10 protein-coding genes are annotated in these 14970 nt (G+C 72.2%); all 10 read left to right on the top strand.

From position 1 onward, the window contains the following. Positions 1-88 precede the first annotated feature (88 nt). The 10 genes from IE316_RS28890 to IE316_RS28845 all read left to right on the top strand — a co-directional run bounded on the left by IE316_RS28890 (position 89) and on the right by IE316_RS28845 (position 14968). On the top strand, positions 89-1036 hold the full coding sequence (locus tag IE316_RS28890; protein ID WP_190207473.1) for a beta-ketoacyl-ACP synthase III: 948 nt from the start codon (positions 89-91) through the stop codon (positions 1034-1036). Positions 1037-1177: 141 nt separating this feature from the next. Further along, complete coding sequence (locus tag IE316_RS28885; RefSeq protein WP_190207472.1) at positions 1178-1861, top strand: GntR family transcriptional regulator; 684 nt, start codon at positions 1178-1180, stop codon at positions 1859-1861. 177 nt (positions 1862-2038) lie between these two features. Continuing rightward, entirely contained in the window at positions 2039-3220 is a 1182-nt protein-coding gene (locus tag IE316_RS28880; RefSeq protein WP_190207471.1) for an ROK family transcriptional regulator, read from the top strand. Positions 3221-3536: 316 nt separating this feature from the next. Then, complete coding sequence (locus IE316_RS28875; protein WP_190207470.1) at positions 3537-5054, top strand: sugar ABC transporter ATP-binding protein; 1518 nt, start codon at positions 3537-3539, stop codon at positions 5052-5054. Beyond that, on the top strand, positions 5051-6070 hold the full coding sequence (locus IE316_RS28870) for an ABC transporter permease (protein WP_190207469.1): 1020 nt from the start codon (positions 5051-5053) through the stop codon (positions 6068-6070). Before IE316_RS28875 ends, IE316_RS28870 begins: the two co-directional genes overlap by 4 nt. Positions 6071-6087: 17 nt before the next feature. Next, a complete protein-coding gene (locus tag IE316_RS28865; protein ID WP_190207468.1) occupies positions 6088-7140 on the top strand; it encodes a substrate-binding domain-containing protein in 1053 nt (350 codons plus the stop codon). Between the two features lie 83 nt (positions 7141-7223). Beyond that, complete coding sequence (locus IE316_RS28860; protein ID WP_373311338.1) at positions 7224-8696, top strand: Gfo/Idh/MocA family protein; 1473 nt, start codon at positions 7224-7226, stop codon at positions 8694-8696. Between the two features lie 16 nt (positions 8697-8712). Continuing rightward, positions 8713-9711: a sugar phosphate isomerase/epimerase family protein gene (locus IE316_RS28855; protein ID WP_190207467.1), complete on the top strand. Its 999-nt coding sequence runs from the start codon at positions 8713-8715 to the stop codon at positions 9709-9711. 93 nt (positions 9712-9804) lie between these two features. Further along, a complete protein-coding gene (locus tag IE316_RS28850) occupies positions 9805-13512 on the top strand; it encodes a ThuA domain-containing protein (RefSeq protein WP_190207466.1) in 3708 nt (1235 codons plus the stop codon). 172 nt (positions 13513-13684) lie between these two features. Continuing rightward, positions 13685-14968 carry an inositol-3-phosphate synthase gene (locus IE316_RS28845; RefSeq protein ID WP_190207465.1) on the top strand — a complete coding sequence of 428 codons (1284 nt, stop codon included), beginning with the start codon at positions 13685-13687 and terminating at the stop codon, positions 14966-14968. Positions 14969-14970: the final 2 nt, after the last annotated feature.

Below are 14970 nucleotides of genomic sequence, written 5' to 3'. Positions count from 1 at the left end.
TTTCCTGTCGCTTCACCTGCCGCCGTACCCGTGAGTCACTGATCAGACTGGTGGATCCCGCAACCCGAAGGCAGAGGGGTGTCCGCCCATGCACGGCTCGCGTATCAGCGGCGTCGGCCACTACCAGCCCGCCAGGATCCTCACCAACGAGGACCTGGCGGGCCTGGTCGACACCAGCGACGAGTGGATCACGAGCCGGGTCGGCATCCGCACCCGCCGCATCGCCGGTCCCGACGAACCGGTCGACGAGCTGGCCGCGCACGCCGCCGCCAAGGCCCTCGCCGCGGCCGGGCTCGCCCCCGGCGAGGTCGACCTGGTGCTGGTCGCCACCTCCACCGCCATCGACCGCTCCCCGAACATGGCCGCCCGCGTCGCCGCCCGGCTGGGCATGGCCGCGCCCGCCACCATGGACGTCAACGTGGTCTGCGCCGGCTTCACGCACGCCCTCGCCACCGCCGACCACGCCGTCCGCGCCGGTGCCGCGCGCCGCGCCCTGGTCGTCGGCGCCGACAAGATGTCCGACGTCACCGACTGGACCGACCGCACCACCTGCGTCCTCGTCGGCGACGGGGCCGGCGCCGCGGTCGTCGAGCCGTGCGCCCCGGGCGCGGAACCCGGCATCGGGCCGGTGCTGTGGGGCTCGGTGCCCGAGATGGGCCACGCCGTACGCATCGAGGGCACGCCCCCGCGCTTCGCCCAGGAGGGGCAGAGCGTCTACCGCTGGGCCACCACCAGGCTGCCCGCGATCGCCCGCGAGGTCTGCGCCCGGGCCGGCACCGACCCCGCCGACCTCGCCGCCGTCGTCCTGCACCAGGCCAACCTGCGCATCATCGAACCCCTCGCCGAGCGGATCGGCGCCCGCCGCGCCGTGGTCGCCCGCGATGTCACCGAGTCCGGCAACACCTCAGGGGCCAGCATCCCGCTCGCCCTGGCCAAGCTGGTCGAACGCGGCGAGATCGGCACCGGCGACCCGGTCCTCCTGTTCGGCTTCGGCGGCAACCTCTCCTACGCCGGACAGGTCGTCCGCTGCCCCTGAGCGCCCCGGCCCGCCCCGGCGTACCGACGCGCGCACCGTAGACTGTAGACGAAAGACACTTGATAATCCCTTTACGGTCTTTACCGTTCCGCGATCAGCGCTGTCTTTCCGTTTACCATCGTCTTCGCCGAGGGGACCGCGATGTTGTCGACCGGACTGCCCCAGGGGGCGGTACCCAAGCTCGAACGCCCCGGCCCGCTGCGGGACCGGGTCTACGAGGCCCTGCTGGAGCTCATCACCACCCGCGCCCTCGGCCCGGGCCAGCACCTCGTGGAGAGCGAACTCGCCGGCCACCTCGGCGTCTCCCGCCAGCCCGTGCGCGAGGCCCTCCAGCGGCTGAACAGCGAGGGCTGGGTCGATCTCCGCCCCGCCCAGGGCGCCTTCGTGCACGAGCCGACCGAGGCCGAGGCCGACCAGCTCCTGACCGTCCGTACGCTGCTGGAGGCCGAGGCCGCCCGGCTCGCCGCCGCGGGCGCCGGCGACGCGGGTGTGGCCGCCCTGGAGGAGCTGTGCGCCGAGGGCGAGCGGGCCGTCGCCGCCGACGACGTGGACGCCGCGGTCGCCCTGAACGCCCGCTTCCACGCCAAGGTGATGGAACTCGCCGGGAACGCCGTCCTCGCCGAGCTCGCCGCCCAGGTCGACCGCCGGGTCCGCTGGTACTACACGCCGGTCGCCCGGCAGCGCGGACGGCAGTCCTGGGTGGAGCACCGCGAGCTGATCGCCGCCATCGCCGACCGGGACGAGCAGCGCGCGACCCGGTTGATGCGGGAGCACACCGAGCACACCCGGCGCTCGTACCACGCCCGTGCGGAGCCGGGGTCCTGAAAGGCCGCTGCCGGGGGCGTGCGGGACCGGCGTGACGCCGTTCTTTGTCCTGTGAGTGGAAAAAGTCGGCGGCAATCTGTGCACAGCTTCTTCCCAGCTTCGGCAGCCGCTGCTACGTTCCCTTCGAAAGCACGACAGCAGGCGGCCGATTGAGGCGGGGAGGGGCTCGTGAGACGCATGACCGCACGACCCGCCAACGCCCACCAGGCCAAGCTGCTGAAGCTGTTGCGCGACGGCGGCCCCAACTCCCGTGCCCAACTGGGCGACCAGGTCGACCTCTCCCGGTCGAAGCTGGCCGTCGAGGTGGACCGGCTGCTGGAGACCGGGCTGGTCGTGGCCGACGGACTCGCCGCCTCCCGCGGCGGGCGCCGCTCGCACAACATCCGGCTCCACCCGCACCTGCGTTTCCTCGGCGTCGACATCGGCGCGACCTCGGTCGACGTCGCCGTCACCAACGCCGAGCTGGAGATCCTCGGACACATCAACCAGCCCATGGACGTCCGCGAGGGACCCGTCGCGGTCTTCGAGCAGGTCCTGTCCATGGCCGCCAAGCTGCGGGCCTCGGGGCTCGCGGAGGGCTTCGACGGCGCCGGCATCGGCGTCCCCGGGCCCGTCCGCTTCCCCGAGGGCGTCCCCGTGGCACCGCCGATCATGCCGGGCTGGGACGGCTTCCCCGTACGGGAGGCGCTCAGCCAGGAACTCGGCTGCCCCGTCATGGTCGACAACGACGTGAACCTGATGGCGCTGGGGGAGCAGCACGCGGGCGTCGCCCGCACCGTGCAGGACTTCCTCGTCGTCAAGATCGGCACCGGTATCGGCTGCGGCATCATCGTCGGCGGTCAGGTCTACCGCGGAACGACGGGCAGCGCGGGCGACATCGGGCACATCCAGGCCGTGCCCGACGGCCGCCCCTGCGCCTGCGGCAACCGGGGCTGCCTGGAGGCCCACTTCAGCGGCGCGGCACTCGCCCGCGACGCCGAGGAGGCCGCCCAGCAGGGCCGGTCGGCCGAACTCGCGACCCGCCTGGAGACGAACGGGGGCCTCAGCGCCGCCGACGTCGCCGCCGCGGCCGCCGCGGGCGACGCCACCGCCCTCGACCTGATCCGCGAGGGCGGCAACCGCACCGGCCAGGTCATCGCCGGCCTGGTCAGCTTCTTCAACCCCGGTCTCGTGGTGATCGGCGGCGGGGTGACCGGCCTCGGCCACACCCTGCTCGCCGCGATCCGCACCCAGGTCTACCGCCAGTCGCTGCCGCTGGCGACCGGCAACCTGCCCATCGTGCTCGGTGAACTGGGCCCCACCGCCGGAGTCATCGGCGCGGCCCGGCTCATCAGCGACCACCTGTTCTCCCCCGCGTAGAGCCGCACCACCCGCACGACCCCGGCACACACCACCCGTACGACCTCCGTACGCACCACCCGTACAACCCCGGTACGCACCACCCGTACGACCTCCGGTACGCACCACCCGCACGTCCGTACGTACCAAGCCGCACGTCCCTACGCGCCACCCGTACGACCCCACCCGCACGCACCCCTGGTAAGAGCACGCCTTCCCGCGCGGCGCTCCGCCCCGCCGTGCCCGTTCCCGGTACCGCCACGCACCGCCCAGCTCTGCCCCGAACCGCCCTGAACTGCCCTGTCACCGGCCCGCACGCCCGCCGAGGGGACCCCACATGGCACCAGAACCACCGCTGCTCAGCATGTCCGGCATCACCAAGTCGTTCCCCGGAGTCCGGGCCCTGGACGGCGTCGACCTCGACGTCCAGGCCGGCGAGGTGCACTGTCTGCTCGGCCAGAACGGGGCCGGCAAGTCCACCCTCATCAAGGTCCTGGCCGGCGCCCACCAGCCCGACACCGGCGCCATCCGCTGGCGCGGCGAGGAGGTGACGCTGCGCTCGCCCATCGCCGCCATGCGCCTGGGCATCGCCACCATCTACCAGGAACTCGACCTGGTGGAGCACCTGTCGGTCGCCGAGAACGTCCACCTCGGCCATGAGCCGACCACCGCCGGATTCGTGGTCCGCGGCAAGGCGGCCCGCGCCTCGACCGGCGCCCTGCTCAAGCGGCTCGGCCACCCGGAGATCGAACCCGGCCGCCTGGTGGGGGAGTTGTCGGCGGCGCAGCAGCAGATCGTCTCCATGGCACGGGCCCTCTCCCACGACGTACGGCTGATCGTGATGGACGAGCCGTCCGCCGCCCTCGACCCCGACGAGGTCGACAACCTCTTCCGGATCGTCGGCGACCTGACCGCCGCCGGAGTCGCCGTCGTCTACATCTCGCACCGCCTGGAGGAGATCCGCCGCATCGGCGACCGGGTCACCGTCCTCAAGGACGGCCGCGCCGTCGCCCGCGGACTGCCCGCGAAGTCCACCCCGACCAGCGAGGTCGTCTCCCTGATGACCGGCCGCAACGTCGCCTACGTCTTCCCCGACCGGCCCGTGTCGCCGCCGGCCGCCGAACCGGTGCTGAGCGTGCGGCGGCTGACCCGCGAGGGCGAGTTCGCGCCCCTGGACCTGGACGTCCGCCCGGGGGAGATCGTCGGGCTGGCCGGACTGGTCGGCTCCGGCCGCTCGGAGATCCTGGAGACCGTCTTCGGCGCCCGCAAGCCCACCGCCGGACAGGTGCTGGTCGGGGGCCGGCCGCTGCGGCCCGGCAGCGTACGGGCCGCCGTCCGCGCCGGACTCGGCCTCGCCCCCGAGGAACGCAAGGCCCAGGCCCTGCTGATGCTGGAGTCCGTCACCCGCAACGTGTCGGTCTCCACCATGTCCCGGTTCGCCCGGGCCGGCTGGATCGACCGCGGCGCCGAACTGGGCGCCGCCCGCGCCGCCACCCGCGAACTGTCGCTCCGGCCCGACAACCCGGACGTGCCCGTGCGCACCCTGTCCGGCGGCAACCAGCAGAAGGCGGTCCTCGCCCGCTGGCTGCTGCGCGGCTGCCGGGTGCTGCTCCTGGACGAACCCACCCGCGGCGTCGACGTCGGCGCCCGCGCCGAGCTGTACGCGGTCATCCGGCGCCTCGCCGACGAGGGCCTCGCCGTGCTGCTGGTCTCCAGCGAGGTCCCCGAGGTGCTCGGCCTCGCCGACCGCGTGCTGGTACTGCGCGAGGGCCGGGTCGTGCACGAGGCACCCGCCCGCGAACTCGACGAACACCGCGTACTCGACCTCGTGATGGAAGGAAGCCCGGCGTCATGACGCAGCACGCATCCCCGCCCCGGGACGGCACCGGCAAGGCGGCACCCGTGGACGGGCCGCCCGCCTGGCGGGGCGTGATCGCCCGCGCCGACGTCCGCACCCTCTCCCTGCTCGGTGTCCTCGCCGTCCTGGTGATCATCGGCGGGATCACCAAGCCCGACGAGTTCCTCGACACCCGCAACCTCCAGCTCGTCCTCACCCAGGCGTCCGTGATCGGCGTCGTCACCGTCGGCATGACCTTCGTCATCATCTCCGGCGGCATCGACCTCTCCGTCGGCGCCATCGTCGCCCTCGCCTCGGTGTGGGCCACCACGGTCGCCACCCAGGAGTACGGTTTCTTCGGCATCCTGTTCACCGCGATCGTGGTCGGCGTCGGCTGCGGACTGGTCAACGGCGTCCTCATCGCGTACGGCGCGATGGTCCCGTTCATCGCCACCCTCGCCATGCTCGCCTCCGCCCGCGGCCTGGCCCTGCAGATCACCGACGGACGGACCCAGATCGTCACCGTCGACGGCATCCTGGACCTCGGCGAACGCGACTCCTACGTGCTCGGCGTCCCGCCCCTGGTGCTGGTCTTCGCCGCCGTCACCGTCATCGGCTGGCTGGTGCTGAACCGCACCACCTTCGGCCGCCGCACCGTCGCCGTCGGCGGCAACGCCGAGGCCGCCCGCCTGGCCGGCATCGACGTCCGCCGCCAGCGGCTCTACCTCTACCTGCTGTCCGGGCTGTGCTGCGGCATCGCCGCCTTCCTGCTGATCGTCCTGTCCGGCTCCGGCCAGAACACCAACGGCAACCTCTACGAACTCGACGCCATCGCCGCCGCGATCATCGGCGGCACGCTGCTCAGCGGCGGCCGGGGCACCATCGTCGGCTCGGTGCTCGGCGTCCTGATCTTCACCACGATCACCAACATCTTCGCCCTGAACAACCTGCAGAGCGACGTCCAGCAGATCGCCAAGGGCGCGATCATCGTCGCCGCCGTGCTGGTCCAGCGCCGTACCGCGAGCACGACCTGAGGAAAGGGTTCACCGCCATGCCTGAGCACACGCCCCTCGCCAGCCGCAGAGGACTGCTCTTCGGAGCCGCCGCCGTCTCCGCCGGTGCCTTCCTCACCGGGTGCACGAGCAACGAGTCCGACGACGACAAGGAGGCCGCCGCCGACACCCGGCCGGCCGCCGACGACAAGCCCGGCAAGCCGGTCACCATCGGCTACGCCGGTCCGCTCGCCGACCACGGCTGGCTCAACGCCATCAACGACCAGGCCAAGAACCGGGCGGGCAAGTACTCCGACGTGACCCTGGAGGTCACCGAGGGCTCCAACGACACCGCCCAGCAGATCGGCCAGATAGAGACCCTCATCAACAAGAAGGTCGACGTCCTGGTGGTGCTGCCCGCCGACGGCAAGGCGCTCACCCAGGTCGGGCTGAAGGCGATGCGGGCCGGGATACCGGTGGTCAACCTGGACAGGGTCTTCAACACCCCGCAGGCGTACCGCTGCTGGGTCGGCGGCGACAACTACGGCATGGGCCTCAACGCCGGGCACTACATCGGCGAGAAGCTCAAGGGCAAGGCCGACGCCCGGGTGGTCGAGCTGGCCGGCCTGGACAACCTGGAGCTGACCAAGCAGCGCACCCAGGGCTTCGACGACGCCCTGAAGAACTACCCCAACATCAAGAAGGTGGCCCGCCAGGCCGCCGACTTCACGGTCGAGTCCGGCCAGGCGAAGATGGCCCAGCTCCTCCAGGCGCAGTCGAAGTTCGACGCCCTGTGGAACCACGACGACGACCAGGGCGTCGGCGCCCTGCGCGCCATCGAACAGGCCGGACGCGACGACTTCCTGATGGTCGGCGGCGCGGGCGCGCTCTCCGCGTTCCAGGCCATCAAGCAGGACAACGGCGTGCTGAAGGCGACCGTCCTCTACCCGCCGACCATGGCCGCCTCCGCGATCGACCTGGCCCGCGCCCTCGGCCAGGGCAAGGGGATCGGCGGCCTCGCCGAGTACGAGATCCCCGCGTCGATCACCCTCTACTCGGCCGTCGTCGACAAGGACAACGTCGACCAGTACATGTCCACCGGCTTCAAGTGAGGCACCCCGCCCCACGGGCCTGACCAGCCCTCAGGGACGGGGAGCACCCCCCACCGCGCCACCACGACGAGGAGGACAACCGCATGGGACAGCCGCAGCAGCCCGAGGGGGCCGGGGCGCAGACACCGGTCCCCGGGGCGGGGGCATCGGCCCCCGGGGCCGGCGCCGCCGGAGCCACCGGGACGACGGCCGGTGAGGCCACCGGGGCGGTGGGCAGCGTGCCGCCGGCCACCGCGGCGGTCGGCACGGTACCGCCGACCGGCGGGACCGTGGACGCCACCGCCACGGTGCCGCCGACCGCCGGGGCCGCCGGGGCCCCCGGGGCCATCGCCACCGAGGCGTCGGCCGCGGCGGCGCCCCGGGGCGTCGGGGCGGCCGTCGGCAGACCGCCGCTGCGGGTCGGCATGGTCGGCTACGCCTTCATGGGCGCCGCCCACTCCCAGGGCTGGCGCACCGCCGGCCGGGTCTTCGACCTGCCGCTGAACCCCGTGCTCGCCGCGATCTGCGGCCGGGACGCCGACGCGGTGCGCGCGGCCGCCGACCGGCACGGCTGGGCCGCCGCCGAGACCGACTGGCGGGCCCTGATCGCCCGGGACGACGTCGACCTCGTCGACATCTGCACCCCCGGCGACAGCCACGCCGAGATCGCGCTGGCCGCGCTCGCCGCCGGCAAGCACGTCCTGTGCGAGAAACCGCTCGCCAACACCGTCGCCGAGGCCGAGGCCATGACCCGCGCCGCCGACGAGGCCGCCGCCCGCGGCCAGATCGCCATGGTCGGCTTCAACTACCGCCGGGTACCGGCCACCGCGCTGGCCCGGCGGATGGTCGCCGAGGGCCGGATCGGCAGGCTGCGGCACGTGCGGGTGACGTACCTCCAGGACTGGCTGGTCGACCCCGAGGCGCCGCTGACCTGGCGGCTGCGCAAGGAACTCGCCGGGTCCGGCGCGCTCGGCGACCTCGGCGCGCACATCGTCGACCTCGCCCAGTACCTGACCGGCGAGAAGCTGGCCGGTGTCTCCGCCCTCACCGAGACCTTCGTCCGGCAGCGCCCGCTGCCCGCCGGCGCCGCCCGGGGCCTGAGCGCCGGATCGGCGGACGGCACCACCGGCCAGGTCACCGTGGACGACGCGGCCGTCTTCACCGGCCGCTTCCCCTCCGGCGCCCTCGCCTCCTTCGAGGCCACCCGGTACGCCACCGGCCGCAAGAACGCCCTGCGCATCGAGCTCAACGGCGAGCACGGCTCCCTCGCCTTCGACCTGGAACGGCTCAACGAACTGGCCTACCACGACGGCACCGAGCCCGGCGAGCACGCCGGTTTCCGCCGCATCCTCGTCACCGAACCCGAACACCCCTACCTGGCCGCCTGGTGGCCGCCCGGCCACGGCCTCGGCTACGAGCACACCTTCGTCCACCAGGCCCGCGACCTGGTGCACGCCGTCGCCGACGGCCGCCGCCCGGAACCCTCCTTCGCCGACGGACTGCAGGTGCAGCGCGTGCTCGCCGCGGTGGAGGAGAGCGCCGAGAAGAACTCCGTCTACACCCCGATCGCCCCCTGAGGAGGCTGGCAGCGACATGCCGCGCAACTTCACGCTCTTCACCGGCCAGTGGGCGGACCTGCCCCTGGAGGAGGTCTGCCGACTCGCCCGCGACTTCGGCTACGACGGCCTGGAACTCGCCTGCTGGGGCGACCACTTCGAGGTCGACAAGGCCCTCGCCGACCCCTCCTACGTCGCCTCCCGCCACCAGCTCCTCGACAAGTACGGCCTGAAGTGCTGGGCCGTCTCCAACCACCTGGTCGGCCAGGCGGTCTGCGACGCCATCATCGACGAACGCCACCAGGCGATCCTGCCCGCCCGGATCTGGGGCGACGGCGACGCCGAGGGCGTACGGCAGCGGGCCGCCGCCGAGCTCAAGGACACCGCGCGGGCCGCCCGCCGGCTCGGCGTCGACACCGTCATCGGCTTCACCGGCTCGGCGATCTGGCACCTGGTCGCCATGTTCCCGCCCGCCCCCGAAGCGATGATCGAACGCGGCTACCAGGACTTCGCCGACCGCTGGAACCCGATCCTGGACGTCTTCGACGCCGAGGGCGTCCGCTTCGCCCACGAGGTCCACCCCAGCGAGATCGCCTACGACTACTGGACCACCCAGCGCGCCCTCGAAGCCGTCGACCACCGCCCGGCCTTCGGCCTCAACTTCGACCCGTCCCACTTCGTCTGGCAGGACCTCGACCCCGTCGGCTTCCTGTGGGACTTCCGCGACCGGATCTACCACGTCGACTGCAAGGAGGCCCGCACCCGCCTCGACGGCCGCAACGGCCGCCTCGGCTCCCACCTGCCCTGGGGCGACCCGCGCCGCGGCTGGGACTTCGTCTCCGCCGGACACGGCGACGTGCCCTGGGAGGACGTCTTCCGGATGCTGCGCGCCATCGACTACCGGGGCCCGGTCTCCGTGGAGTGGGAGGACGCCGGCATGGACCGCCTCCAGGGCGCCCCCGAGGCCCTGACCCGCCTGAAGACCTACGACTACGAGCCGCCGTCCGCCTCCTTCGACGCGGCGTTCGGCAACTAGCCCCCGCTCGCTCCGGGGTGACGGCGCACCCCGGAGCCCGCACCGCACCGCCCGCACCCACCCGTACGGCTCACCCGTTCCCGGAGGGACCTCGTGCACCCAACCAGGCTCAGAACCCCCAGGAGAAGGACAGTCCGCACCACCCTCGCCCTGTTCACCGGCCTGCTGCTGGCCGTCGGCACCCCCGCTACCGTGGCCGGCGCCCACCCCGGCCACCCGGAGCACGACACCCCGGCCCCCGCGGCCGAGGGGCAGTTCCAGCAGGTACCGCTCGCCAAGGGCGAACCCGAGATGGGCGAGCCGATGTCGCTCGCCGTGCTCCCGGACCGCAGCGTCCTGCACACCTCGCGCGACGGCACCCTGCGCCTCACCGACCAGGGCGGCGTCACCAAGGTCGCCGGCAAGCTCGACGTCTACGACCACGACGAGGAGGGCCTGCAGGGCGTCGGCATCGACCCGGACTTCGAGCACAACCGGGCGATCTACCTCTACTACGCCCCGCCGCTCGACACCCCCGACGGCGACGCCCCGGAGAACGGCACCGCCGCCGACTTCGCCAAGTTCGACGGCGTCAACCGCCTCTCCCGCTTCGTCCTCAACCCCAACGGCACCCTGGACCTGTCCAGCGAGAAGAAGGTCCTGGACGTCGCCACCTCCCGCGGCATCTGCTGTCACGTCGGCGGCGACATCGACTTCGACGCCGAGGGCAACCTGTACCTGTCGACCGGCGACGACTCCAACCCGTTCGCCTCCGACGGCTTCACCCCGATCGACGAGCGGTCCAGCCGCAACCCGGCCTTCGACGCCCGCCGCAGCTCCGGCAACACCAACGACCTGCGCGGCAAGATCCTGCGCATCAAGGTCGCCGAGGACGGCTCGTACACCATCCCCGAGGGCAACCTCTTCGCCCCCGGCACCGCGAAGACCCGCCCCGAGATCTACGCGATGGGCTTCCGCAACCCGTTCCGGATGAGCGTCGACGAGAAGACCGGCATCGTCTACGTCGGCGACTACGGCCCCGACGCGGGCGCCGCCGACCCCGCCCGCGGCCCGGCCGGACAGGTCGAGTTCGCCAAGGTCACCGAGCCGGGCAACTTCGGCTGGCCGTTCTGCACCGGCGACAACGACCCGTACGTCGACTACGACTTCGCCACCGGCACCTCCGGCGAGCCCTTCGACTGCGCCGCCCCGAAGAACACCTCGCCGCACAACACCGGCCTGGTCGACCTGCCGCCCGCGCAGCCGGCCTGGATACCGTACGACGACGACTCCGTGCCCGAGTTCGGCAGCGGCTCCGAGTCCCCGATGGCCGGCCCGGTCTACCACTACGACCCCGACCTCGACTCCGAGGTGAAGTTCCCCGAGGCGTACGACGGTGACTTCTTCGCCGGTGAGTTCGGCCGCCAGTGGATCAAGCGGATCGAGCAGAACGGGGACGGGTCGGTCGCGTCGATCAACGACTTCCCGTGGACCGGCACCCAGATCATGGACATGGACTTCGGCCCCGACGGGGCGCTCTACGTCCTCGACTACGGCCTGTCCTGGTTCCAGGGCGACGACGACTCCGCCCTCTACCGCATCGAGAACGCCGAGGACGGCTACTCCCCGATCGCCGAGGTGAGCGCCGACAAGACCTCCGGCGCGGTGGGCCTGAAGGTCACCTTCACCGGCTCCGCCAAGGACGCCGACTCCACCGACCTCACCTACCGCTGGGACTTCGGCGACGGCACCACGGGCACCGGGCTCACCCCCACCCACCGCTACAAGAAGGCCGGCACCTACACCGCGACCTTCACCGCCGAGGACCCCGAGGGCAACACCGGCAACGCCAGCGTCCGCATCGTGGTCGGCAACACCGAACCCAAGGTGCGCATCGACATCCCCGGCAACGGCACCCTGGCCGCGTTCGGCGAGCCGGTCCCGTTCAAGGTGACCGTCACCGACCCCGAGGAGACCGTCGACTGCTCCAAGGTCAAGGTCACCTACAGCCTCGGCCACGACCACCACGCCCACGAGCTGACCAGCGAGATGGGCTGTGAGGGCACCCTCAAGCCGCCGGCCGGCGAGGGCGGCCACGACCCCAACGCCAACATCTACGGTGTGGTCGGCGCCAGCTACACCGACGGCGGCGCCAACGGCCAGGAGGCGCTGACCGGCACCGCCCGCACCGTGCTCCAGCCGCTGCACCGCCAGGCCGAGCACTTCACCACCCAGTCCGGCATCCAGACCTACGACAAGACCGGCGCCAACGGCGGCAAGACCGTCGGCGACATCAACGACGGCGACTGGATCTCCTTCAGCCCCTACAAGTTCGACGGGCAGAAGAAGATGACCGTCCGCGCCTCCTCCGGCGGCGCCGGCGGCTACGTCGAACTGCGCACCGGCTCGCCCACCGGCCCGCTGCACGGCTCGGCCTACATCCCGCCGACCGGGAGCTGGGAGACGTTCCAGAACGTCGACGTGCCGCTGCGGTCGCTGCCCAAGAAGACCACCGACATCTACCTCGTCTTCAAGGGCGGCGAGGGCGCCCTGTTCGATGTGGACGACTTCGAGTTCTCCAAGGAGCCCTTCAAGAACGGCAAGAAGGTCCTGGTCTTCTCCAAGACCGCCGGCTACCGCCACGACGCCATCCCGCAGGGCATCGCCGCCCTGAAGGAACTCGGCGCCCCGGCCGGCATCACCGTCACCGCCACCGAGGAGGCCAAGCAGTTCACCACGGCCAACCTCGCCAAGTACGACGCGGTCGCCTTCCTGTCCACCACCGGTGACGTGCTCAACGCCGAGCAGCAGACCGCGTTCGAGAACTACATCAAGAACGGCGGCGGCTACCTCGGCGTGCACGCCGCCGCCGACACCGAGTACGACTGGCAGTTCTACGGCGGCCTGGTCGGCGCCTACTTCGCCTCGCACCCGGCCATCCAGCAGGCCACCGTCCGCGTGGAGGACCACGACCACCCGGCCACCGCGCACCTGGACGACACCTGGGTCCGCACCGACGAGCTGTACAACTACCGCACCAACCCGCGCGAGCGGGCCAAGGTCCTCGCCACCCTCGACGAGACCACCTACCAGGGCGGCACCATGAAGGGCGACCACCCGATCGCCTGGTGCCAGAAGTACGAGGGCGGCCGCTCCTTCTACACCGGCCTCGGCCACACCAAGGAGTCCTACGCCGACGAGTCGTTCCGCGCCCACCTGCTCGGCGGCCTGCAGTACGCCACCGGCCAGGTCAAGGCGGACTGCAAGCCGGACAAGGGCTACCGGAAGATCTTCAACGGCCAGACCCTGGACGGCTGGAAGCAGGCCGGCCCCGGCGGCTTCGACATCAAGGACGGCACCCTGGAGTCCAACGGCGGCATGGGACTGCTCTGGTACCAGGCCAAGGAGCTGAAGTCGTACTCGCTCACCCTCGACTGGAAGATGCGGGGCGACGACAACTCCGGGATCTTCGTGGGCTTCCCCGCCTCCGACGACCCCTGGTCCGCGGTGGACAAGGGCTACGAGATCCAGATCGACGCCACGGACACCCCCGACCGCACCACGGGCGCCGTCTACTCCTTCAAGTCGGCGAACATCAAGGCCCGTGACCAGGTCCTGCGCCCGCCCGGGCAGTGGAACTCCTACGAGATCAAGGTCCAGGGCGAACGCCTCCAGGTGTTCCTCAACGGAGTCAAGATCAACGACTTCACCAACAAGGACCCCCAGCGGAGCCTCACGGACGGCTACATCGGCCTCCAGAACCACGGCGCCGCCGACAAGGTCTCCTTCCGGGACATCCAGTTGAAGGAGCTGTCCTCCTAGCCCCCTCGGGGCCACAGACGGCGGCGGGCGGGGGACGCCGGACCCCCGCCCGCCGCCACCGGGCCCTCCGGGGGGCGCTTGGCCCTCCGGGGGTGCCTGATTCTTCGGGGGGCCGTGCCTCGCCCGGTGTCTCCGGGGTTCCACCATGACGCGTTCGACAAGGAGGCTGCCCATGTCCGCGTCCTCTTCCCCTTCCACCTCCCTCTCCCCTTCCTCTTCCAATTCCTCCTCTTCTTCGTCCTCCGACTCCCGTACCGGTGTGTGGCTGATCGGCGCGCGCGGTTCCGTCGCCACCACCGTGGTGGCGGGCGCCGCCGCCGTCACCGCCGGACTGCACCCCCCGACCGGCATGGTCACCGAGGCCCCCCAGTTCGCCAGCTCCGGACTCCCGCCCCTCGCCGCCCTGGTCTTCGGCGGCCACGACACCGTGGACTGCCCCCTGCCGAAGCGGGCCGAGACCCTGGCCGCCGGCGGTGTCCTGCCCCCCGGCCTGCCCTCCGCCGTCCACGCCGAACTGGCCGCCGCCGAACGGGAGGTACGCCCCGGCGGACCCCTGCCCGGCGACACCCGGACCACCGAGGAACTGATCACCGCCTTCGCCGCCGACATCCGCGACTTCACGCGCCGTACGGGAGTGGCGCGGACCGTGGTCGTCAACGTGGCGTCCACCGAACCGCTCGCCACTGGCCGCGACCTGCCGCCCAGCTCCCTCTACGCGGCGGCGGCCCTGCGCGCCGGCTGCCCGTACGTCAACTTCACCCCCTCCACCGGCCTCCATCACCCCTCCTTGGCCGCCGAGGCGGACGCCAGTGGTCTGCCGTACGCGGGCCGCGACGGCAAGACCGGCCAGACGCTGCTGCGGTCCGTCCTCGGCCCGATGTTCGCCCAGCGGGCCCTCAGTGTCCGGGCCTGGTCCGGCACCAACCTCCTCGGCGGCGGCGACGGCGCCGCCCTCGCCGACCCCGCCGCCGCGGCGGCGAAGAACGCCGGCAAGGAACGCGTCCTCGCCGACACCCTCGGCGCCCCCGTCGAGGGCGAGGTCCACATCGACGACGTCCCCTCGCTCGGCGACTTCAAGACCGCCTGGGACCACGTCGCCTTCGACGGCTTCCTCGGCTCCCGCATGATCCTCCAGACCATCTGGCAGGGCTGCGACTCCGCGCTCGCCGCCCCGCTCGTCCTCGACCTCGCCCGCCTCACCGCCCGCGCCCACGAACGCGGCTGCTCCGGACCCCTCCGCGAACTGGGTTTCTACTTCAAGGACCCGGTGGGCGACGGCCCGTCCGGTCTGGGGGAGCAGTACGCCGAGCTGATGGCGTTCGCGGAACGGCTGCGGGACGCGGCGCCACCGCTGACGCCTGCGAGGGCGGCCGTGAGGGATGCCGGTGCCGGTGGTGGTGCCGAGGCCGGTGGTGCCGAGGCCGGTGTCGGTGCCGAGGCCGGGGAGCGTCGGTGAGC

Origin of the sequence: Streptomyces fumanus (assembly GCF_014655295.1) — a bacterium.
Taxonomy (GTDB): domain Bacteria; phylum Actinomycetota; class Actinomycetes; order Streptomycetales; family Streptomycetaceae; genus Streptomyces; species Streptomyces fumanus.
Note: the sequence above shows the minus strand (reverse complement) of the source record. Positions and strands in the feature narration are given on the sequence as shown.